Annotated in this window: 18 protein-coding genes and 1 tRNA gene; 10 read left to right on the forward strand and 9 right to left on the reverse strand. The window is 62.0% G+C overall.

Annotated elements, in window-relative coordinates; all coding sequences use genetic code 11:
* Nucleotides 1–36: 36 nt before the first annotated feature.
* The 3 genes from ACZXDY_RS04640 to clpX form a co-directional block, all read right to left on the reverse strand.
* On the reverse strand, nt 37–441 hold the full coding sequence (locus tag ACZXDY_RS04640; protein ID WP_464344675.1) for a GFA family protein: 405 nt from the start codon (nt 439–441) through the stop codon (nt 37–39).
* A 111-nt stretch (nt 442–552) separates the two neighbouring features.
* Nucleotides 553–2,976, reverse strand: a complete 2,424-nt coding sequence (gene lon / locus ACZXDY_RS04645; protein WP_130227024.1) for an endopeptidase La — start codon at nt 2,974–2,976, stop codon at nt 553–555.
* Nucleotides 2,977–3,283: 307 nt separating this feature from the next.
* Nucleotides 3,284–4,558 (reverse strand): ATP-dependent Clp protease ATP-binding subunit ClpX, encoded by a 1,275-nt coding sequence (clpX, locus tag ACZXDY_RS04650; protein ID WP_024506813.1) that lies wholly within the window; start codon nt 4,556–4,558, stop codon nt 3,284–3,286.
* A gap of 179 nt (nt 4,559–4,737) precedes the next feature.
* On the opposite strand from clpX, the gene ACZXDY_RS04655 reads away from it, so the two are divergent.
* Entirely contained in the window at nt 4,738–4,986 is a 249-nt protein-coding gene (locus tag ACZXDY_RS04655; RefSeq protein ID WP_464344676.1) for a hypothetical protein, read from the forward strand.
* A 2-nt stretch (nt 4,987–4,988) separates the two neighbouring features.
* On the opposite strand, the gene ACZXDY_RS04660 is transcribed toward ACZXDY_RS04655, so the two are convergent.
* The 3 genes from ACZXDY_RS04660 to ACZXDY_RS04670 all read right to left on the reverse strand — a co-directional run bounded on the left by ACZXDY_RS04660 (nt 4,989) and on the right by ACZXDY_RS04670 (nt 7,468).
* Nucleotides 4,989–5,624 (reverse strand): ATP-dependent Clp protease proteolytic subunit, encoded by a 636-nt coding sequence (locus tag ACZXDY_RS04660; protein WP_028162822.1) that lies wholly within the window; start codon nt 5,622–5,624, stop codon nt 4,989–4,991.
* Nucleotides 5,625–5,865: 241 nt separating this feature from the next.
* Nucleotides 5,866–7,227, reverse strand: a complete 1,362-nt coding sequence (tig, locus tag ACZXDY_RS04665) for a trigger factor (protein ID WP_464344677.1) — start codon at nt 7,225–7,227, stop codon at nt 5,866–5,868.
* Nucleotides 7,228–7,383: 156 nt separating this feature from the next.
* A tRNA-Leu gene (locus tag ACZXDY_RS04670) sits at nt 7,384–7,468 on the reverse strand.
* 149 nt (nt 7,469–7,617) lie between these two features.
* On the opposite strand from ACZXDY_RS04670, the gene ACZXDY_RS04675 reads away from it, so the two are divergent.
* On the forward strand, nt 7,618–8,913 hold the full coding sequence (locus ACZXDY_RS04675; RefSeq protein WP_464344678.1) for a multicopper oxidase family protein: 1,296 nt from the start codon (nt 7,618–7,620) through the stop codon (nt 8,911–8,913).
* Between the two features lie 18 nt (nt 8,914–8,931).
* Nucleotides 8,932–10,017, forward strand: a complete 1,086-nt coding sequence (locus ACZXDY_RS04680; RefSeq protein ID WP_464344679.1) for an enolase C-terminal domain-like protein — start codon at nt 8,932–8,934, stop codon at nt 10,015–10,017.
* Between the two features lie 102 nt (nt 10,018–10,119).
* Here the strand turns inward: ACZXDY_RS04680 and ACZXDY_RS04685 are convergent, their stop codons facing one another.
* Complete coding sequence (locus ACZXDY_RS04685) at nt 10,120–11,619, reverse strand: NAD(P)H-hydrate dehydratase (RefSeq protein ID WP_464344680.1); 1,500 nt, start codon at nt 11,617–11,619, stop codon at nt 10,120–10,122.
* Between the two features lie 355 nt (nt 11,620–11,974).
* On the opposite strand from ACZXDY_RS04685, the gene ACZXDY_RS04690 reads away from it, so the two are divergent.
* The 3 genes from ACZXDY_RS04690 (at nt 11,975) to ACZXDY_RS04700 (ending at nt 14,213) form a co-directional block, all read left to right on the forward strand.
* Nucleotides 11,975–12,313 (forward strand): P-II family nitrogen regulator, encoded by a 339-nt coding sequence (locus tag ACZXDY_RS04690; RefSeq protein ID WP_011441447.1) that lies wholly within the window; start codon nt 11,975–11,977, stop codon nt 12,311–12,313.
* A 146-nt stretch (nt 12,314–12,459) separates the two neighbouring features.
* Entirely contained in the window at nt 12,460–13,869 is a 1,410-nt protein-coding gene (gene glnA / locus ACZXDY_RS04695; RefSeq protein WP_028162827.1) for a type I glutamate--ammonia ligase, read from the forward strand.
* 116 nt (nt 13,870–13,985) lie between these two features.
* Entirely contained in the window at nt 13,986–14,213 is a 228-nt protein-coding gene (locus tag ACZXDY_RS04700; protein ID WP_464344681.1) for a hypothetical protein, read from the forward strand.
* Between the two features lie 195 nt (nt 14,214–14,408).
* Here the strand turns inward: ACZXDY_RS04700 and ACZXDY_RS04705 are convergent, their stop codons facing one another.
* A complete protein-coding gene (locus ACZXDY_RS04705) occupies nt 14,409–14,654 on the reverse strand; it encodes a hypothetical protein (protein WP_464344682.1) in 246 nt (81 codons plus the stop codon).
* A gap of 64 nt (nt 14,655–14,718) precedes the next feature.
* On the opposite strand from ACZXDY_RS04705, the gene ACZXDY_RS04710 reads away from it, so the two are divergent.
* On the forward strand, nt 14,719–15,099 hold the full coding sequence (locus ACZXDY_RS04710) for a hypothetical protein (protein ID WP_456642324.1): 381 nt from the start codon (nt 14,719–14,721) through the stop codon (nt 15,097–15,099).
* Between the two features lie 796 nt (nt 15,100–15,895).
* The gene (locus tag ACZXDY_RS04715; protein WP_464344683.1) at nt 15,896–17,110 is read left to right on the forward strand and encodes an ABC transporter substrate-binding protein; all 1,215 of its coding nucleotides are present in this window, start codon (nt 15,896–15,898) and stop codon (nt 17,108–17,110) included.
* 121 nt (nt 17,111–17,231) lie between these two features.
* Here the strand turns inward: ACZXDY_RS04715 and ACZXDY_RS04720 are convergent, their stop codons facing one another.
* Nucleotides 17,232–17,942: a TetR/AcrR family transcriptional regulator gene (locus ACZXDY_RS04720; RefSeq protein ID WP_464344684.1), complete on the reverse strand. Its 711-nt coding sequence runs from the start codon at nt 17,940–17,942 to the stop codon at nt 17,232–17,234.
* A gap of 217 nt (nt 17,943–18,159) precedes the next feature.
* On the opposite strand from ACZXDY_RS04720, the gene ACZXDY_RS04725 reads away from it, so the two are divergent.
* Nucleotides 18,160–19,401, forward strand: coding sequence for an efflux RND transporter periplasmic adaptor subunit (locus tag ACZXDY_RS04725; RefSeq protein ID WP_464344685.1), 1,242 nt, complete (start codon nt 18,160–18,162; stop codon nt 19,399–19,401).
* Between the two features lie 44 nt (nt 19,402–19,445).
* A complete protein-coding gene (locus ACZXDY_RS04730; RefSeq protein ID WP_464344686.1) occupies nt 19,446–22,652 on the forward strand; it encodes an efflux RND transporter permease subunit in 3,207 nt (1,068 codons plus the stop codon).
* The last annotated feature ends 264 nt before the right edge of the window (nt 22,653–22,916 follow it).

Genomic DNA, 22,916 nt, shown 5'->3' on the forward strand with positions numbered 1-22,916 from the left:
AAGTCCGAGGGCATGCTTCGCTCGAAAACGCTATAATCATTCAGTCGGAAGTCCCGGCAATGCCTTGAGATCATTGATCCAGGGCGCGGCCGAGCGGCACCAGATTTGGCGCCGCGGCTGCAATTGGTCGCGCTGGCGGATGCTGCCCCAACGGATACCCCAATCCTCCGGGCCACCGTCCTCGCCGCTCGTGAACAGCGGGGAACCGCATTCGGGGCAGAAATGCTGGAAGCGGATCCGGCCATTGTCGCCGGGCTTCCCATAGATTTTCGGCGATTGGCCCGTGAGGTGTATCGCTTCGCCGGCGCAGATCACTGTGACGCGGTAGGGCGAGCCGGTCAGCGTCTGGCAATCCGTGCAGTGGCAGATCGAGACCCGCTCCGGATCGATATCGGCATCAAAGGTCACGAAGCCGCAATGGCATTGTCCGTCGATCTTCATGGCGCCCTCCTCTCTGCCTGCCGCTTGTCCTGGCGTTATCTTCGCGCGAAACTCCCATAAACAAAAACGGCGCCCGAAGGCGCCGTCCGTTGTTCAAGCAATCCGGTCCGGTCAGTGCGCCGTCAGGCCGCCGGTCTCTTCGGCAGCGTCGGGCTTGACGTCGACCTTGGTCTCCTCTTCCCAGACGATCGGTGTGGGCACCCGCACCAACGCCCTGGCGACGACCTCGTCGAGCCGGGAGACCGGGATGATCTCCATGCCGCCCTTGATCGCATCGGAAATCTCCGTGAGATCCTTGGCGTTGTCCTCGGGGATCAGCACCGTCTTGATGCCGCCGCGGGCGGCAGCCAGGAGCTTCTCCTTCAGACCGCCGATCGGCAGCACGCGGCCCCGCAGCGTGATCTCGCCGGTCATCGCGACCTCGTGGCGGACCGGAATGCCGGTCATGACCGAGATGATCGCGGTGGCCATCGCCACGCCTGCGGACGGTCCATCCTTCGGCGTCGCACCCTCGGGCACGTGCACGTGGATATCGCGCCTGTCGAATAGCGGCGGCTCGATGCCATAGGTGATCGCACGCGAGCGGACGTAGGAGGCCGCCGCCGAGATCGATTCCTTCATGACGTCGCGCAGATTGCCCGTGACCGTCATCTTGCCCTTGCCGGGCATCATGACGCCTTCAATGGTGAGCAACTCGCCGCCGACATCGGTCCAGGCCAGACCGGTGACGATACCGACCTGGTCCTCGCTCTCGATTTCGCCGAAGCGGTACTTCGGCACGCCGAGGAACTCTTCGATGTTCTTCTCGGTGACCTTGACCGACTTCTTCTTGGAGATCATCAGCTCCTTCACCGCCTTGCGGGCGAGTGTGGAGAGCTCACGCTCCAGGTTGCGCACGCCCGCTTCGCGGGTGTAGCGGCGGATCATCAAGAGCAGCGCATCGTCATCGATCGACCATTCCTTGGAATCCAGACCGTGCTTGGAGAGCGCGTTCGGGATCAGGTGCTTGCGCGCGATCTCGACCTTCTCGTTCTCGGTGTAGCCGGCGATCCGGATGATCTCCATGCGGTCCATCAGCGGTCCCGGAATATTGAGCGTATTCGCGGTCGTAATGAACATCACGTTCGACAGGTCGTAGTCGACCTCCAGGTAGTGGTCGTTGAACGTCGAGTTCTGTTCGGGATCCAGGACCTCGAGCAGCGCCGATGACGGATCGCCGCGGAAGTCGGCGCCCATCTTGTCGATCTCGTCGAGCAGGAACAGCGGATTGGAGGTCTTCGCCTTCCGCATCGACTGGATGATCTTGCCGGGCATCGAGCCGATATAGGTGCGGCGGTGACCGCGGATCTCGGCTTCGTCGCGCACGCCGCCGAGCGAGACGCGCACGAATTCACGCCCCGTCGCCTTCGCGATCGACTTGCCGAGCGAGGTCTTGCCGACGCCGGGAGGCCCGACCAGGCACAGGATTGGTCCGGTCAGCTTGTTGGCACGCGACTGCACCGCGAGATACTCGACGATGCGGTCCTTGACCTTCTCGAGCCCGTAATGGTCGGAGTCCAACACCGCCTGCGCGGCTTCCAGGTCCTTCTTGACCTTGGACTTCTTGTTCCACGGGATCGACAGCAGCCAGTCCAGATAGTTGCGCACCACGGTCGCTTCCGCGGACATCGGCGACATCTGACGCAGCTTCTTCAGCTCATGCTGCGCCTTTTCGCGCGCTTCCTTGGACAGCTTGGTCTTGTTGATGCGCTCTTCCAGATCGGCCAGCTCGTCGCGACCTTCGTCGTCGCCAAGTTCCTTCTGGATCGCCTTCATCTGCTCGTTCAGGTAATACTCGCGCTGGGTCTTCTCCATCTGGCGCTTGACGCGCGAGCGGATGCGCTTCTCGACCTGCAAGACCGAGATCTCGCTCTCCATCAGGCCCAGCACCTTCTCCAGGCGTTGGGTGACCGACAGCGTCTCCAGGATCGCCTGGCGATCGGCGATCTTGACCGCCAGATGCGAAGCGACGTTGTCGCTCAGCTTGGCGAAATCGGTGATCCCCTGAACAACGCCGACGACTTCGGCGGAGATCTTCTTGTTCAGCTTCACATAGCTCTCGAAATCGGACACGACCGAGCGCGCCAGGGCTTCGGCTTCAACCGAATTGGCGTCGGTGTCGGCGAGCGCGACGGCGGTCGCCTCGTAGAACTCGCTGCGGTCGGAGTATTTCTCGACGCGTGCGCGCTCGAGCCCTTCGACCAGCACCTTCACGGTGCCGTCGGGCAGCTTCAGGAGCTGCAGCACGCTGGCGAGCGTTCCCGTCTCGTAGATCGACTCGGGTGCCGGATCGTCGTCGGACGCATTCTTCTGCGTCGCGAGCAGGATCAGCGCATCGTTCTTCATCACTTCTTCAAGAGCGCGGATCGACTTCTCGCGGCCGACGAAGAGCGGCACGATCATGTGCGGGAAGACGACGATGTCACGGAGCGGCAGCACCGGATAAGAATGGCTTTCGCCGTAGACAATCGATGGCCGGGGTTTTGAGGTTGTCATGGCCTATTCCTTTCGTTGTGCCCCCTTGCACGCGGCCCGCTTGCTTGCGCAACCACCACAAGGTGCCTGTATGATCCGAATGTCGTTCGGCCTTCGGCCGCTCGTTTCAGATTTCAGATGACGAATCTTGAGACGTAAATTCTCATCACCGACAGCATTAGGTGGCTATCGGCCATGGGGGTGTCAAGTACTTAGAAATACCGGAAAATCCGGAATAAACACGCGGCATTAATTACATCGAAATGGCCACCGGGAATCCGGTAGCCATCGGTATTTGCGTTCATTCAGCGGCCGCCCGCGAGCGCGATCAGGCGCTCGCGCTGCTCTCGACCGCGCGGTCGGAACGATCCGCGTAGATGTACAGCGGACGGGCCGTTCCCTCCACCACCTCGCGCGAGATCACAACCTCCTCCACACCTTCGAGGCCCGGAAGATCGAACATGGTCTCGAGCAGGATGCTCTCCAGGATCGAGCGCAACCCGCGCGCGCCGGTCTTGCGTTCGATCGCCTTGCGGGCGACCGCGCCAAGCGCCTCGTCGGCGAAGGTCAGCTCGATATTCTCCATCTCGAACAGCCGCTGATACTGCTTGACCAGGGCGTTCTTCGGATCGGTCAGGATCTTCTTCAGCGAGGTCTCGTCGAGATCCTCCAGCGTCGCGACCACCGGCAAGCGGCCGACGAATTCCGGGATCAGACCGTACTTCAGCAAATCCTCCGGTTCGACGTGGCGGAAAATCTCGCCGGTGCGGCGATCTTCCGGCGCGAGCACCTGTGCCGCAAAGCCGATCGAGGTCGAGCGGCCGCGTGCGGAGATGATCTTCTCCAACCCGGAGAAGGCGCCGCCGCAGATGAACAGGATGTTGGTGGTGTCGACCTGCAGGAATTCCTGCTGCGGATGCTTTCGGCCGCCCTGCGGCGGAACGGAAGCGACCGTGCCTTCCATGATCTTGAGCAGCGCCTGCTGGACACCCTCACCCGACACGTCGCGCGTGATCGAGGGGTTGTCCGACTTGCGGCTGATCTTGTCGATCTCGTCGATGTAGACGATGCCGCGCTGCGCGCGCTCGACATTGTAGTCGGCCGCCTGCAGCAGCTTCAGGATGATGTTCTCGACGTCCTCGCCGACATAGCCGGCTTCCGTGAGCGTCGTCGCGTCCGCCATCGTGAAGGGCACATCGAGGATGCGCGCCAGCGTCTGCGCGAGCAGCGTCTTGCCCGAGCCGGTCGGACCGATCAGCAGGATGTTCGACTTCGCGAGCTCGACGTCGTTGTGCTTGGTCTGGTGATTGAGCCGCTTGTAGTGATTGTGCACGGCAACCGACAGCACCTTCTTCGCATGGCTCTGGCCGATGACGTAATCGTCCAGCACCTTGCAGATTTCCTTCGGAGTCGGGATGCCGTCGCGCGACTTCACCAGCGAAGACTTGTTCTCCTCGCGGATGATGTCCATGCAGAGCTCGACGCATTCGTCGCAGATGAAAACGGTTGGACCCGCGATCAGCTTGCGGACTTCATGCTGGCTCTTGCCGCAGAACGAGCAATATAGCGTGTTCTTGGAATCGCTCGTGCCGACCTTACTCATTCTTATCTCCGTCCGCCGTTCGAACCCGTCGCTCCATCGACCTATTCCGGTACTGTCCGGGCTTTAGGTGTAGATAGAGCAAAAACCGTACCAAAAAAGACCCTACTTAATACTGATCCGGCGAATCGCGGTTCAGTCGAATCTCCCCCGCAACTACATCCGATACGCCAGAGCCAACCATGCTGTCATCCGACTATCAAGAATTCGCTAACCGGGTGCTTGCCGGGCACCGTGACAATACCGTGATTTATAACGTCCGCACGTGGATAACCTGTCGAAAACGCACGGTCGTTGCGAGATTGCCACGCGACAGAGCGATGCGAAAGCGGAACTTTCTGCCCAAGTTGGGGCATACTGCACCGCAATCGCCTGAGTTTGCCGACAGGGATTTCGTCGTCAACGCCAAAATCGCGCAAGCGATCCCGTAAGACTACGCGGCTTTTGCTGCAGCCGGATCGTCAGGACGCTTGTCGATCACCTTGTCGACGAGACCAAACGCTTTCGCGTCGTCCGCCGTGAGGAACTTGTCGCGCTCGAGCGCATCCTCGATGGCCTTGTAGGTCTGGCCGGTGTGCTTGACGTAGATTTCGTTCAGCCGCTTCTTGAGATTCAGGATCTCCTGCGCGTGCAGCATGATGTCGGTGGCCTGGCCCTGGAAACCACCGGAGGGCTGGTGCACCATGATGCGCGAGTTCGGCAGCGTGAAGCGCATGTCCTTCTCGCCGGCGGCGAGCAACAGCGAACCCATCGAAGCCGCCTGCCCCGTGCACAGCGTCGACACCGGCGGGCGGATGAATTGCATGGTGTCGTAGATCGCAAGGCCCGATGTCACCACGCCGCCCGGCGAGTTGATGTACATCGAGATTTCCTTCTTCGGATTCTCGGCCTCGAGGAACAGAAGCTGCGCGACGATCAGCGTCGACATGCCATCTTCGACCGGGCCGGTCACGAAGATGATGCGCTCCTTCAGCAGGCGCGAGAAGATGTCGTAGGCGCGCTCACCGCGGTTGGTCTGTTCGACGACCATCGGCACGAGGTTCATGTAGGTTTCAACGGGATCGCGCATGGGGTTACCCCTGGAGTTGGCGGGGCCGAACGTCCGCCGGCTGGCCCGGACGGACGGTCGTCCCGTGATGCAGGACTGCGTTAAGCTGCGCTCAGATATGCGCCATTTTCGCGGCGGCAAGACCGCACAGATGGCTAGGTCCGAACGCGGCAACTCAAACCGATTCGGCTGGTCCCGCCTAGCGACGGAATGCCGTCGCCGGGCCGGTTTCGCCGTTCATCATTAACACGAGGTGCCGGGATTACGCCGCAGTTTTCTCGGCGTCTTCATCCTTGAACAGGTCTTCCTTCGAGACCTTTTTCTCGGTCACGTTGGCGAGTTCGAGGATGAAATCGACCACCTTGTCCTCGTAGATCGGGGCACGGAGTTGGGCGAGCGCCTGGGCGTTGTTGCGGTAGAAGTCCCAGACCTCCTTCTCGCGGCCCGGCATCTGACGCGCGCGCTCGATGACGGCGCGGCCGACCTCATCGTCGGACACCGTGATCTTGTTCTTCTCACCGATCTCCGACAGCACAAGGCCGAGCCGCACGCGGCGGTCGGCGATCTTACGGTACTCTTCCTTGGCGGCGTCCTCGGTGGTGTTCTCGTCGGCAAAGGTCTTGCCGGCGGAATCCATCTCGGCCTTGATCGAGTTCCACATCAAGTTGAACTCCTCGTCGATCAGCGACGGCGGCGCCTCGAACTTGTGGTTCTCGTCGAGCTGGTCGAGCAGCGCTCGCTTGACGCGCTGACGCGTCGCGCCGGCGAACTCGGCCGTCAACCGCGCCCGCGCAGCTTCCTTCAGCTTGTCGAGCGATTCCAGCCCGAGCGTCTTGGCGAACTCGTCGTCGATCACGGTTTCGCCGGGCGCTTCCACCGCGGTCGCCGTGGTCTCGAATTCAGCCGGCTGGCCGGCGAGCTTTTCGCTGGCATAGTTCTTCGGGAACGTGACCTTCAGCGTGCGCGTCTCGCCTGCGCCGATGCCGATCAGTTGCTCCTCGAAGCCGGGAATGAACTGGCCCGCACCGAGCACGACCTGGATGCCTTCGCCGGTTCCGCCGTCGAAGGCTTCACCGTTGATGGTACCCTTGAAGCTGATGGTGACGCGATCGCCGTTCTCAGCCTTCGCGCCCTCGCTCTTAGCCGCATAGGGACGGCTCTGGTCGGCGATGCGCTTGATCGCCTCGTCGACATCAGCGTCGGTCACATCAGTGACCGGCTTCTCGACCTGGAAGGTCTTGAAATCGGCGAGCGTGATCGGCGGCACGACCTCGATCGCCACCGTGTAGGTGAGGTCGCTCTTGCCGGCGAGCAGCTCCTCGACCTCTTTCTGCTCGGTCGGCATCGTGATCTTCGGCTCGGTCGCAAGGCGGAAGCCGCGGTCGGTGAAGATCTGCGTGTTGGTGTCGCGAATGGTCTGGTCGATGGTCTCCGCCATCACCGAGCGGCCGTAGATCTTCTTGAGATGGCTGACCGGCACCTTGCCCGGACGGAAACCGTTGATGCGGACCTTGTCCTTCAGGTCGACAAGCTTCGCGTCCGCCTTGGCATCGAGGTCGGTGGCGGGAACGCTGATCTTGAACTCGTGCTTCAGTCCCTCATTCAGGGTCTCGGTGACCTGCATCTTCTTCTTCCGCTTCTGTCGCGCCTCGGTTGGCGCGACTGTGTCAATGGTTCGACGCGTAGCTCAACGCCTGCGCCGGTGGTTCGGCGGACCCGTCTCTCGAAATAAAGAGACAGGCCCTCCAGAAAGGGATCATGCAAACGCTGGATGAGCGCTTGGTGCGGGTGGAGGGACTCGAACCCCCACAACTTTCGTCACTGGAACCTAAATCCAGCGCGTCTACCAGTTCCGCCACACCCGCTTGGCGCATCATCTCCGGCCGCGATGCCGCGGGCGGCGGCTTATAGCATGGCCCTGCCCCCACGCAGCAAAAAAATGGCCTTTTTCGGATGTCCACTCGGCTCAATGTCCGCTGGACTCACAGGTGCAAAAATGGTCCGGATCGGGCCGATGGCAAGCCTTTTTCCGATGCTCGATCGACGCACCCTGCTCACCGGACTGGGCGCTGCTGCGCTGGAAGCAGGGCTTCCCGCCGCAACCTTGGCGCAAGCCCGCCGTTCACTTGCCCTTTCCGCGAGAGCCCACAGCCTGGTGCTGCGCCAGGGCGGCATGGCCACGCCGATCTGGTCTTTCCCGGGCGAGGACATCAGGGCGAATCGCGGTGAGACCATCGAGGTGGCGCTCAGCAACGATCTCCCCGTGCCGCTTGCAGTGTACTCCCGGGGAATCGACGGCGCCCCCGCCGGCGAGCCCCTGCTCGCCCGCCCCCCGCTTGCCGCCGGGGCAAAAGAGAGCTTCCAGCTTCCACTGCGCCATGCGGGCACTTTCCTGTGCGACCCCGGCCTCCTGAATGACGGCCAGCCGCGCCCTTTGCGCGCAAAGCCACTGATCGTCCTCGAAACCGAGCGGGTCTCCGCCGACCGCGACGAGGTGCTCCTGATCGAGGAATGGCGGCTGCGGCCGGATGGCACCGCCGTTACGCCGGGGACGGACGCCAAGGATGCGACGCCGGTCTATACCGTTAACGGCCAGACTTCATTCGAGCTCTCAGCACGCGCCAATGAACGCCTGCGGCTCCGCTTCATCAACGCCTCCCAACGCACTGTGCTCGCAGCGAAATTGGAAGGCCACGAGGTCCGCGTCATGGCGATCGACGGCGAGCCGGCCGAGCCGTTCCCGGCGCGCAATGGCGCGCTCGTGCTGGCGCCGGGCGGCCGCGCCGATGCCTTTGTCGATACAGCCGTGACCGCATCGATCCTGCTCCATGACGGCAAAGAGGCGCGCCCCGTCGGACGACTCGTGCTTTCCGGCGATGCTCCGCTGCGCGCCGCTCCGCAGCCATCGGCCCCTCCGCTACCCTCCAATGGCCTGCCGGCGCACCTTGACCTCAAGAATGCGCAGCGGTTCGAACTGGTCCTCGGCGCGCCGGCCGACTGGACGCGCCCGGCCAGCTTCACCCCCTCCGCACCGCCTGCCTTCCGCGCCAAGATCGGCCGCGCGGTCGTGCTGGCGCTCACCAACCGCGCTGCCATCGCCACCGTCTTTCACCTCCACGGTCATCACTTCCGCCTGCTCGACCGGCTCGACGACGGCTGGAAGCCGTTCTGGCTCGACACGCTCGCGATCGAACCGGGCCAGACCCAGCGCATCGCCTTTCAGGCCGAGTACGCCGGCCGCTACCTCATCGAACAGGTCGCGACCGATTGGGCGGCGCCACGGCTCGTGCGATGGTACAGTGTCGAATAAGAACAAGAGGAAACGACCATGGGCCAAACAGTTCCAGCGATTCGCGGCATCAAGGCGCGAGCCGTCGTCGTGCCGCTCAAGCGTGCTGTGAAGAACGCCTTCGGCGTGATCGATTCCGGGCCGCTGGTCCTGATCGATATCGAAACCGATCAGGGCGTTACCGGCCGTTCCTACATCTTCGCCTACACCAGCCTCACACTTAAACCGCTGGTTCATCTGGTCGAGGAGACCGGGCGCGAGCTCGTCGGCCGGCCGGTCGCCCCGTTCGACCTGATGAAGGCGATGGACGCCAAATTCCGCCTGCTGGGCTGGCAGGGTCTGGTCGGCATGGCCGTCTCCGGCCTCGACATGGCCTGTTGGGACGCGCTGGGGCAGATCGCGAACAAGCCAGTCGCCGAGTTGCTCGGCGGATCGGCGCGCCCGCTCCCCGCCTATGACAGCTATGGCGTAGTCGATCCGACAGCCGACGAGCGGGCGCTGCGTCGCTCACTCGACCAGGGCTTTCGCGGCGTCAAGATCAAGGGCGGCGACGGCGATGCCGCCAATGACGAGCGCGTAGTCAAGGGCGTGCGCGCCGTCATCGGGCCGGACATCGCCTTGATGATCGACTTCAACCAGTCGCTCGATCCGGCGGAGGCAAAACGCCGCATCGCCCGCCTTGCTCCTTACGACCTGCATTGGGTTGAGGAGCCCGTCCCGCAGGAAAATCTCTCCGGCCACGCCAGCGTCAGGATGGACTCGCCGATCCCGATCCAGGCCGGCGAGAATTGGTGGTTCCCCCGCGGCTTTGCCGAGGCGCTCTCGGTCGGCGCCAGCGATTTCATCATGCCCGATCTGATGAAGGTCGGCGGCGTCACCGGCTGGCTGCAGGTCGCCGGTCAAGCGGATGCCGCCTCGATCCCGATGTCGAGCCATCTGTTCGCGGAAGCCAGCTCCCACGTGCTCGCGGTGACGCCGACCGCGCATTGGCTCGAATTCCTCGACCTCTCCAGCGCCATCCTGGCAAAACCGGCCGAGGTCATCGACGGCGCAGTCACCGCCCGCGGCCCGGGCTTAGGCCTGGAATGGAACGAGCCGGCGGTCGCGAAATATCAGGTGACGTAATCGTCACCGCCGTAGGATGGGTAGAGCGCAAGCGAAACCCATCATCTCCGCCGCGGATGCAAATCGATGGGTTTCGCTGCGCTCTACCCATCCTACGAATCCTCAATACTCAATCCGCAACTCGTCATACAGGCGGCGGAAGACCGCCGGCAGCGTTTCGGGAAGGTCTTCCGCGATCAGGCCCGGCCCGGCTTCGGCCGCGGCTTCACCATGCATCCAGGCGCCGATGCTGGCGGCCTCGAAGGCGGCCGTGCCCTGCGCGAGCAGCCCCGCGATGATGCCGGACAGCACGTCGCCGGCGCCGGCGGTGGCGAGCCATGGCGGCGCGTTGGAGGCGATTGTGGCGCGGCCATCGGGCGCGGCGACCACGGTGTCCGGCCCCTTCAACAGCACCACCGCGCCGGAGCGCTCGGCGGCGGTGCGCACGCGCTCGAGCTTGGAGCGACCGGGATACTTGTTGCTGATATCGCTGAACAGCCGGGGGAACTCGCCCTCATGCGGCGTCAGCACCACCTGTGCACCGTGGGACGCCCTGATCGCCTCGAACAGCCGCTCCGGCGCATCGGCAAAACTGGTCAGCGCATCGGCGTCCAGCACCAAGTTACGCTTCGCCGCAAGCGCGGTGTGGACGAAATCGCGCGTGCGCGGGCCGACGCCGGCGCCGGGCCCGATCACGCTGGTGTTCAGCCGCCTGTCGTTCAAGAGGTCGGCGAACTGAATCGCATTGTCGACCGCGCGCACCATCACCGCGGTCAGCGCGGCGGCGTTCACCGCCAGCGCATCGCTCGGCGAGGCCAGCGTCACCAGCCCCGCTCCTGCCCGCAGCGCGCCGCGCGCGGCAAGCCGCGAGGCGCCGGTCGCGGCCATATCACCGGAGACGGCAAGGACGTGACCACGGGAATATTTGTGGCCGTCGATCTTCGGCACCGGAAACGCGTGCTGCCAGGTCGACGGAATGTTCTCGAAGGTTGCGGGACGGATTTCCGCCAGCACCTTCGGATCGATGCCGATGTCGGCGACGCGCACCCGGCCGCAATGCACCCGGCCCGGCAACAGCAGATGCGCCGGCTTGCGTCGGAAGAAGGTCACGGTCTCGGTGGCGCGGATCGCAATCCCCATCGGAGCACCGGTGGTGCCGTTGATGCCGCTCGGCAGGTCGACGGCGAGCACCGGCACGTCATGCGCGTTGACCGCCTCTATCATGTCATAGGGTTCGCCCTTGACGGGACGGTCGAGCCCGGCGCCGAACAGCGCATCGATGATCAGCGCGGGCTTGCCGATCGCCTGCGGGTTGAACGGCAGCACCGGATATTTCCAGCCGCGTGCAGCCAGCGCCGCGTCGCCCTTCAGGCTGTCGCGCTCGCACAACAGGATGACCGAGACTTCCCGCCCTCGGGCGGCGAGTTCGGCGGCGGCGACAAAGCCATCGCCGCCATTGTTGCCGCGGCCGGCCACCACCAGGATCGGTCCCTCCTCGAGCAGGTCCATGGCCGCTTCGGCGACCGCCTGCCCCGCGCTCATCATCAGCGAAAAGCCAGGTGTGCCCCCGGCAATGGTCAGCCGATCGGCGCGTTCCATTTCAGCCGTGGTCAGGACTTCCATGCTGAATCCTCGATCTATCAGCCTTTTCGGCAGGCATCTCGCCCGGCACGCGTCGATCTTCCGCCGATGAATGCACACCAATTCATCCGTTTGCCTATTTTGCAGGCTTCGGTATCATGGGGCGGTCGGTCCAACCTTGTCTGTCTGCCGTTAAAAGGCTGATAACATTCCGAAATCAGGGACATTTGTAACTTGGCATAGACCCTGCTTTTGAGGAAGCCGCTCAGGATGGCCGCCGTGCACGGCCGTGATGGGCGTTTCCGGCTCCGCAGGGAGTTGACGGATCGAACTGATTGCGCCACGCGCATCGCACCTAGCTACACTCTGTATTCTGGAAATGCCCGGGAGGCCTTCAGTGAAGAAAATCGAAGCCATCATCAAGCCGTTCAAGCTCGACGAGGTGAAAGAAGCGCTTCAGGAAGTCGGACTTCAGGGCATCACGGTAACGGAAGCCAAGGGGTTTGGACGGCAGAAGGGTCACGCCGAACTCTATCGCGGCGCCGAATACATCGTCGACTTCCTGCCCAAGGTGAAGATCGAGATCGTGATCGGCGACGACCTGGTCGAGAAGGCAATCGATGCGATCCGCCGCGCGGCGCAGACGGGCCGCATCGGCGACGGCAAGATTTTCGTTTCCAACATCGAGGAAGCGATCCGCATCCGGACCGGCGAATCCGGGCTGGACGCTATTTGAGCGCGGTGCTATCCGCTTGCGGCCCAATAAGAGAATAAGGCTGCCTTTGGCGGCCTGATTTCGTTTGTATCATCGCGCGAACTTGGCCAAAGCGAGAACAACGTCGCTCACCTGGAAACCGACCCGCAAAGTCAAAAGGGATACTCATGAAGACCGCCAAAGACGTCCTGAAATCGATCAAGGACAACGACGTCAAATACGTCGATCTTCGCTTCACCGATCCGCGCGGCAAGTGGCAGCACGTGACCTTCGACGTCAGCATGATCGACGAGGACATCTTCGCCGAAGGCACGATGTTCGACGGCTCCTCGATCGCCGGCTGGAAGGCGATCAACGAGTCCGACATGTGCCTGATGCCCGATCCCGTCACCGCGACGATCGACCCGTTCTTCGCCGAGACCACGATGGTAATCACCTGCGACGTGCTCGAGCCGACCACCGGCGAGCCCTACAACCGCGATCCGCGCGGCATCGCCAAGAAGGCGGAAGCGATGGTGAAGTCGATGGGCGTCGGCGACGCCGTCTATGTCGGTCCCGAGGCTGAGTTCTTCGTGTTCGACGACGTGCGCTATTCGGCAACGCCCTACAACACCGGCTTCCGGCTCGACTCCTCGGAACTTCCGACCAACTCCGACACCGAATATGAAGGCGGCAATCTCGGCCACCGCATCCGCACCAAGGGCGGCTATTTCCCGGTGCCCCCGCAGGACTCGGTGCAGGACATGCGCTCGGAAATGCTCGGCGCCATGGCCAAGATGGGCGTCAAGGTCGAGAAGCATCACCATGAGGTGGCTTCCGCCCAGCACGAGCTCGGCATGAAGTTCGACACGCTGACGCTGATGGCGGACCATATGCAGATCTACAAGTACTGCATCCACCAGGTCGCGCACATCTACGGCAAAACCGCCACCTTCATGCCGAAGCCGGTCTATGGCGACAACGGCTCGGGCATGCACGTTCATCAGTCGATCTGGAAGGAAGGCAAGCCGGTGTTCGCCGGCAACAAGTACTCCGACCTCTCGGAGACCTGCCTCTCCTACATCGCCGGCATCATCAAGCACGCCAAGGCGATCAACGCCTTCACCAACCCGTCCACCAACTCCTACAAGCGTCTGGTGCCGGGCTATGAGGCCCCCGTGCTGCTCGCCTACTCCGCGCGCAACCGCTCGGCCTCTTGCCGCATCCCCTACACCGCCTCGCCGAAGGCCAAGCGCGTCGAGGTCCGCTTCCCCGATCCGATGGCCAACCCCTATCTCGGCTTCGCCGCGATGCTGATGGCCGGCCTCGACGGCATCAAGAACAAGCTCGATCCGGGCCCGGCGATGGACAAGGACCTCTACGACCTGCCGAAGGAAGAGCTGAAGTCGATCCCGACGGTGTGCGGCAGCTTGCGCGAGGCACTGGAAAACCTCGACAAGGACCGCGCGTTCCTGAAGGCCGGCGGCGTGTTCGACGACGACTTCATCGACGCCTACATCGAACTCAAGATGACGGAAGTCGAGCGCTTCGAAATGACCCCGCATCCGGTCGAGTTCGACATGTACTATTCGCAGTGAGCTTTCACTGCCGCAACGATGCGAAAGGCGCCCCACTCGGGCGCCTTTTTGTTTTGCGCGTGATACGACCAGACCAGTTTGTAGCTTTCCCGACGACGAATTCCGGGACGAAACTGATGCTGGCTCGAGCGATCTATCAATCCGCCCTCTGCGCCATAGTGATGATTGGCGCCATCTCGGCCGCCCATGGCCTGAGCCTGAAGGAGATTGCAGCGAAGCTCGAGCGCTATTCGCAAATCTGGGAAATGAAATCCCGAAAGACTACTACTTTCAAGGCCACGAAGAACGGCAAAGTCGTATCGCTCGTTGTTGGTAGCAGCGGCCACATCAAAGAGCTTCCATAAGATACTATCTTCGCGACAGCTCATCGGATTCCGAAGTAGGGCATGTACTCATAAAGGCATAGATGTCAGCTTCTGACGACCCAGCGGAAATCTTCTGCTTAACCAGCGCATACCGCTCGTGACCCCAACCGGACTTCCGGCAAAGTGCAACCAACCACGTCACGTACTAGCGATGTAATCGCGGATCGGGAAGTGTCACAGAAAGAGACTGCACAATCCTACGATTGCGAGAAGGTAGAACAGCGCAGCGATCGGCGCGAAACAATCAAGGTCTACGCCAATCTGGCCGTTCGGCAGCCGCTTGTAAGGAGCAAGCCGGAACGGCTCGGATGAAGCATTCTGCGGCATAAGGATCACTCGACCGCCTGACACCCACGGAAGCAACCGTTTGCCGGTGACCAAGCCCACAACCTGCAATAAACCAAATATCGCTTCACCCATTGTGCTGAGCCTTTCTACCACTATCATAGGCTCTCAAACCGTTAAGTACAATTTCGCGAGGCCCATGCCCGTGGAGCTCGTATTTGTGGTTACCTATTGGGGCTGTTACATTGTTTGGCCAGTTCTCTTTGGCTGGGCGGTGATGCTCTGCTATACGATCATTCCAGGGTTTGCGTTGGGTTGGCGGCTGCAATTGGCCAATGCAAGCATTCGGACCTATATTTGGTCGGCTGAACTGCTTTTAGTAAGTTTGTTCGCGTCGATTTTGATCATCGAATCTTTTTTCGTTGGCATGCGCCGGTTCGAAAGCATGACTGCTCAGCCGCAAGGAGCGCTCTTGCTTCTTGGCTTCGTTCACGTGATCGGGTTGGTACCGGTGCGCGTTTCGATGTGGCTCGGCTGGCGCGTTGCAACAATGCTCAAGGGACATGCCAACCCTGCGTAAGAAAGCCCACATCGAGTCCGGAATGGCAGTTCCCCGCTGGCCCATCAAGGCGGCCACGATCATCGTGGCGGCGATCGGTGAGGACCAAGTGTGACTCCCGTTGATCCGGTTTGCTGGGTTGCGTGGTCGATCTATATGGGGGCGTTCTTAACTTACATAGGGCTAAAGCTACCATTGGGTCTTTCGCGCGATGCGCAGGCTCCGGCTGTCGGCATGGCCGTTTGTTCATCCCTGCCTGCCATTTTGCGGTTGGAGCGGGTCGTTACCGACTGGAAGAGCGCGGTGACCAAATCAATTTCCGGTCTGCTTATTCTCACTCTAGTAGTGGTTTCCCTCACGCTTGACTTGGCGCTGTCTCGCAATTGAGAACTCGTGCACTTCTGCAATTGGCCCGTCGGCGAAGTGCCCGCACAGCGCGTCGAGGGCCGGAGTGTGGAGTACAGCAGACTAGATTTGCTCAGATTGAGTTATTCGCATTTTGGACCCGAAGCGGTCACTGACAGGTCTAGCGCACAGTATCAATTTTCGGCATCTAGTCTTCTTCACACATACCGGCTCACTGTCGGAAATGCCCTGGGGAAACCGCCGCCGCCGCACAAAGCACCGCACTGCAGGAACAGCCGCTCGCGACACGCTTCATTCAATCCCCCTCACCTCTGTTGCTCAGCGGATCGGTCGCATCAAACAGTGGGACTGATGGCGCTTGTGTGGATTGCTCCCGCTTTCCCTTGAAGGATGACTTGCAGAACTGCGAGTGACAACGCAAACTGCCGCAAAACAAAAAAGGGAGTGAAAGATGAAACGGCGCACGTTTCTTGCCGGGCTTGGCGCAACAACAGTCTTCTCGCCGGCGATTGTCCGCGCCGCGGGAGATACGCCGTTAAAGTTCGGTGTCCTGACGGACATGAATGGCCTGTTCGCAGATAATAGCGGCAAGGGATCGGTGGCTGCCGCCCAATTGGCGATCGAGGAGTGTGGCGGCAGCGTCCTGGGCAAACCCATCGAGCTGATTTCGGCCGATCACCAGAACAAGCCCGACCTCGGCGGAAATATTGCGCGCCAATGGTACGATCAGGATGGCGTCGACGTCATCCTCGACGTGCCGGTGTCATCAGTCTGCATTGCGGTCCAGAACTTCGCCAAGGATCGAAACAAGATGTTCATCACATCCGCGGGCGGCTCCGCGGATCTGAGTGGAAAGCTATGTTCTCCTAATTTCATCCAATGGACATACAATACCTACGCACTCGCGAACGTGGCCGGGAAAGCGTTGCTGAAGCGTGGAGCCGACACGTGGTTCTTTGTTGTTGCTGACTACACTTTCGGCCATGCGCTCGAGCGCGATGTTACGGAAGTCGTGACCAAGGGCGGCGGGAAGTCACTGGGGCATGCGCCGCATCCGATCAATACGGCGGATTTCAGTTCGGTCCTTCTGACGGCCAAGTCTTCGGGCGCGAAAGTCATCGCACTCGCGAACGCCGGCGCGGACACTCAGAACGGCATCAAGCAGGCGGAAGAATTCGGCCTCACCAGTGGCGGCCAGCGGATGATCGCCCTCTTGATTGACGTCAATGACATCCAAAGCATTGGTCTGAAGAGCGCGCAGGGCCTGCTTGCGACCATCGGCTTCTATTGGAACATGGATGACCGGACGCGCGAATTCGCAAAGCGCTATGCCGCCAAGATGGGAAAACCGCCGAGTATGATGCAGGCGGGCGTGTATTCGTCCGCGTTGAACTACATCAAATCGGTCCAGGCCGCGAACACCAAGGATCCGGCCGCCGTGGTCAAGGATTTGCAGAGCCGCACCTTCAATGATGCTTTCGCGCGAAACGGCAAGCTTCGCGCTGACAACCTGATGGTGCACGACATGTATCTCGCCGAGGTCAAGAAGGTGAGCGAGGTGTCCGACCCGTCGGATGTCTTCAGGATCCTCGCAACCGTCGAAGGCAAAGACGCATTTCCACCGCTCTCGAGCAGCGTTTGCCCGATGGTAACGGCGCAGAAGTAATTCGGGCAGCCGCGCAAGCTGTGCTGCAGAATCGTCGAGGTCTACCGCAATCTTTCGCGGTGGACCTTGTTCGTATGGATTACGTTCCGCGGCCCGCTGCAATCTGATCGTGGGCGATAGATCAGGCCTCACGCGACCGATCAGCGGCGAGCGCGGCCGAGCTGTGATCGTCACTCTTTGTCATCGGCCACGCACGCATGGCCAGCCGGCCAATTTCAGACAATTTCGTCCGCGTAGCCCCATCGCGCGCTTGCACCGCAAGCCCGCGTGCGACCGCGCTGTAGTAGGCGGCCAGCATTTCGCAATCGACATCTCGGGCTACGTCGCCATCCATCACGCCTTTTCGGATGCGTGCAGCCATCGCGCCTTCAGAAAAAGCGCGATGCTCGGCCATCATGTGGCGAATGTTCTTCATTCCCGGTGCGCAATGCGTGCCCGCAAGCGAGATCATGCAGCCGAGCGGATGATCGCCGCGGGTGAACTCTTCTGCGGTCGCCTCGAACAGGCGAGCGAACGCGGTCCTGGTGTCGATTGAAGGATCGTTGAGAATGGAAAAGAACCATTGGCCGGACCATTCGAGAAAGGAATGCGTGGCTTCGCAATAGAGATCTTCCTTGCTGCCGAACGAGTTGTAGAAGCTCGACGCACTGATCCCCATCGCGGCGATGAGGTCGTTGAACGACGTGCCCTCATAGCCGCGCTCCCAGAACAGCTTCATCGCCTCCTGCAGCGCGGCGTCACGGTCGAATACGGCCGGCCGGCCCCGGCCGCGCTTCTCGTCCTGAACGTTCTTTGCCTGAATTTTCTTCCCTTGATTTATTTTTGGTGTCATCACTCCAAAAATCCTTGAACAGCGCCTCCCCAAGTTTATATCTCGCGAAGCATATTGGAGTTCCCCCTCCAAATTTCAACCCCGAACACAACTTATCCGCTTCCGAAATAACTGCCTGGCGAGACCTCCTCCCGAAACCTGGACTGGCCGGTGTGATTGGGCAGGCCGGCAGAGCTTCGGCCGAACTGCCGGCATGGCAAGGACTGATGGTAGCCTCATGGATCAGATCAGCGATCATTCGAACATTGAACGAGAACCGCTGAAGCCGCCGGCTCCGCGCCGGCGGACATGGAGAACGGCCGCAATCGCTGCAATAGCGGTGCTTGCCGCGCTCCTTGTCTACCTGGGCTTTGCGCCTCGCAACGCAGACCAGGCGGCCGCGTCAGCGCCTCCCCTGCCGGTGACGGTGAGCCAGCCCTTGCAGCGTGAGGTCGATACCAGGGTCGGTTTCCTCGGACAGTTCTCCGCTATCGACCGCGTTGAATTGCGAGCCCAGGTGGGTGGCACCCTGACCGAGATTCATTTCAAGGATGGCCAGATCGTCCACAAGGGCGACCTGCTGTTCGTGATCGACCCGCGGCCCTACGAGATCAGGTTGGCGCAGGCGCAAGCCGCGCTTGAGACCGCAATGGCCCGCGTGGCGCTTGCCAGCAACCAGCTTTCGCGCGCGCAATCGCTCAAGCGCAACGAGTTCGCAACGCAGGAGACCGTCGACCAGCGCACCAACGAGCAGGATGCGTCGCGGGCCGCGGTCGAAGACGCCAAGGCGCGGGTGCGGGATGCGCAACTCGACCTTGAATACTGCCGCGTACGGGCGCCGTTCACCGGGCGCATCGGCGCGCGCCAGGTTTCGATCGGAAGCCTGGTCGCGGGCAGCCGTGCCGCAACCAGTCCGACCACGCTGCTCACGACGTTGGTCTCGCTCGATCCTCTTTACCTCGATTTCGACATGAGCGAATCGGATTTCCTGACGTTCTCGCGCGAGCGCGCCCGCGTTGGCGGTCCGCTCGCCAACAAGGTCGCGATCAGCCTCAGCGACGAGAACAATTTCATCCGCGAGGGCACGCTGGACTTCATCGACAATGCGCTCGATCGCTCCAGCGGCACCATCCATGCCCGCGCCACCGTACCGAACCCGGATCTGTTCCTGGCGCCGGGCCAGTTCGCACGGCTGCGGGTTGCGATCGCTCCGCCGACGCAGGTTTATCTGTTGCCGGACGCCGCTGTCATGCTCGACCAGTCGCAGCGGCTGGTCATGACCGTCGGTCCTGATGCGACCGTAAAACCAAAGATCGTAACCACCGGCGATCTTCGCGGCGGATTGCGCGTGATCCGGTCGGGCCTCGAGGCGAGCGACCGCGTCGTCATCGACGGCCTGGTACGCGCCATTCCCGGCACCAAGGTGGCGCCGCAGGACGGCGTCATCCACTACGACGCTGCCGCCGACGGCCAAGGTTAACGGCAAAGGCTAAAAACCAGGACCGAGAAGACAGGAGCTTCCTCGTGACCCACAGCTTCATCGACCGGCCGATTTTTGCGACTGTCCTCTCCGTCTTCCTGACGCTGATCGGCCTCGGCGCGCTCGCCATCCTGCCGATCGCGCAATATCCGGAGATCGTGCCGCCGACGGTCCAGATCACCACCACTTATCCCGGCGCATCTGCCGAGACGGTATCGCGCACAGTGGCGACGCCGCTCGAGCAGCAGATCAACGGCGTCGAGAACATGATCTACATGAGCAGTCAGTCCACTGGCGACGGCAAGCTCACCGTCACCGTGACGTTTCGCATCGGGACCGACCTCAACGTCGCGCAGATGCTCACGCAGAACCGCGTCCAGGATGCGCTTCCCCGGCTGCCGGAGGACGTCCAGCGGCTCGGCGTTCAGGTGCGCAAGTCGACGCCAAACATCCTGCTCGCGGTGCATCTTTATTCGCCCGACTCGTCGCGGGACCTGCTCTACACATCGAACTACGCGACCTTGCACGTAAAGGACGTGCTGGCGCGGCTGCCGGGCGTCGGCGACGTGCAGATGCAAGGTGGACGCGAATACGCCATGCGCATCTGGCTCGATCCCGACAAGGTCGCCGCGCACGACATGAACGCGAGCGAGGTGCTCGCCGCGCTGCGCGCCCAGAATGTCCAGGTTTCGGCGGGCGTGCTGAACCAGCCGCCGGTCGCCTCCAAGCAGGCCTATCAGATCAACGTGCAGACGCTTGGGCGCCTGTCGACACCAGAACAGTTCGCCGCCATCGTCCTGAAGTCGGATAACGAGGGCCGCGTGACGCGGCTGCGCGATGTGGGCCGCGTCGAGATCGGCGCTTCCGATTATGGATCGTCCGCCTACATGGATCGCGAGCCGGGCCTGCCGCTCCTGATCTTCGCCCAGCCGGGCGCCAATTCCCTCGCCGTCGAGCACGAAGTGCTCGATGCGATGGAAAAGCTGGGCAAGGACTTCCCGCCCGGCCTGCAGTACAAGATCATTTACGACCCCACCATTTTCGTCGGCAAATCGGTCGACGAGGTGATCAAGACCATCTTCATCGCGATCCTCCTGGTGGTTGGCGTCGTGTTCCTGTTCCTGCAGAGCTGGCGCGCTGCGATCATTCCGGTGATCGCAATCCCGGTGTCGCTGGTCGGCACTTTCACCTTCCTCTACGCGCTCGGAATATCGCTGAACAACCTGTCGCTGTTCGGCCTCGTGCTCGCGGTCGGCATTGTCGTCGATGACGCCATTGTCGTGGTGGAGAATGTCGAACGCAATCTCGAACGCGGCATGACGCCCGCCCAAGCCGCCCATGTCACAATGGACGAGGTCGGCGGAGCGCTGATCTCGATTGCGCTGACGCTATGCGCGGTGTTCGTGCCCTCCGCCTTCCTGTCGGGTATTACCGGGCAGTTCTTTCGCCAGTTCGCGGTCACGATCGCCGTCTCCACCCTGATCTCGTGCTTTGTCTCGCTGACCCTGAGCCCTGCCCTGTGCGCGGTGTTGTTCAAGGCTCACGAGCACGGCCAGAAGCCGCGCGGCCCATGGATCGCCCGGCTGGTGCAAGCTGGATTTGCGCGGTTCAATCTCGGCTTCGAGTGGCTGTCGACGAGCTACGGACGGCTGACGCGGCGGCTGGTGCAGATCACCGGCGTCGTGCTTGTGGTCTACGCCGGGCTGATCGGCGTGGCCGGCTTTCAATTCGCCCGCGCTCCTACCGGCTTTATTCCGGAGCAAGATCAGGGCTATCTCATCACCGTCGTGCAACTGCCGCCCGGCGCCTCGCTCGAGCGCACGGAGGCGGTGGTCAAGAAGGCGATCGAGATCATCATGAGCACGCCCGGTGTCGAGCATGTCGCGCCGTTCGCAGGACTGGATGCAACCACCTTCACCATCGCCTCCAACGCCGGCACGATCTTTTCCGGCCTGCCATCGCTCTATAACCATGATGTGCCTGGCCTGACCGCACCGAGCGTGCTCGCCGATCTGCGCAAGCGCCTCTCGGTGATCCAGGAAGCTTATGTGCTGACGATCCCGCCGCCGCCGGTGCAGGGCATCGGCAATGCTGGCGGCTTCAAGATGATGCTGCAGGATCGTGCCGGTCTCGGCTCGGAGGCGCTGTCGAAAGCGGCACAGGCACTGGTCGCAGCCGCCAACAAGGATCCGAGCTTCTCGGGCGTCTTTACTCTGTTCGGTACGCGCTCGCCTTCGGTCTATGCCGATATCGATCGGGAGAAAGCCGAGAAGGTCGGGCTGACGCCCACCGACGTCTTCAACGCCCTGCAAGTCTATCTTGGCTCGCAATATGTCAACGACTTCAACTATCTCGGCCGAACCTACCAAGTCATCGCGCAGGCCGACGGCTCGTTCCGCCAGGATCCGCACGACATCGCGCGGCTGAAGGCGCGCAACGCCTCCGGCGAGATGGTGCCGGTCGGCACGGTGGCGCGGTTGAAATCCGAGAACGCACCCTATCGCGTGCCTCGTTACGATCTATTCCCCGCTGCTGAAGTGATGGGCGTCGCGGCGCCAGGCGTCGCGACCGGCACCGCGTTGCACCGCATGGAGGAACTGGCGCACGAGGTGCTGCCGCCAGGCATCGGCTTTGAATGGACCGAGCTTGCTTTCCAGCAGCAACAGCCGGGGACCTCGTCCTTGCTGGTGTTCGGCGCAGCCGCCTTGTTCGTCTTCCTGGTGCTCGCTGCGCAATATGAGAGCTGGAACCTGCCGCTCGCGGTGGTGATGATCGTTCCAATGTGCCTGCTCGCCTCCGTGACAGGACTTTTGATGCGCGGCATGGCGATCGACGTGCTGGCGCAGATCGGCTTCGTCGTGTTGGTCGGACTCGCTGCAAAGAACGCGATCCTGATCGTGGAATTCGCACGGCAAACCGAGGAAGCCGGCGCCACGCCCGGCGAGGCCGCCGTTAGCGCGGCGCGCACGCGGCTGCGGCCGATCTTGATGACGTCGCTGGCGTTCATCTTCGGTGTTGCACCTCTCGTGGTGGCAACCGGGGCGGGTTCGGAAATGCGTCAATCGCTCGGCACGGCGGTCTTCGCGGGAATGCTGGGAGTGACCGCCTTCGGCCTCTTGTTTACGCCAGCCTTTTATACAGTCGTCCGGAAGCTCGGGCGCAAAAAGGCGCTCGCTGCAGCGGAAACAGTTCGGCAAGTCGACGCTGATCGCAACGACCGGGCAAAGGACCTGCCGGCAGCTCGAGCTTAGCTGCTGCAATGCGTCACAACCCGACGGGGCAAATCACCAAAAGTCTGTCCAGTCTTGCTGCGAAAAATATTCCGCTTTCGCCGTCGGGCAAATCAGTGATTTAACTCCGCGTGTCTCACGGCGAATGAGGGGCGGCTCGCGATCGTCACGAACGTTGCGGTGAGATGCGGTGGACGCGGGTGTCGCGACTGACGAGCGTGACATCAGCGGACGGCGAAGTCGTGTGGTCCTGGCGTCCCCGACGCTGGCGCTAAGCTCGCGAGC

The organism is Bradyrhizobium sp. LeoB3 (assembly GCF_055456055.1).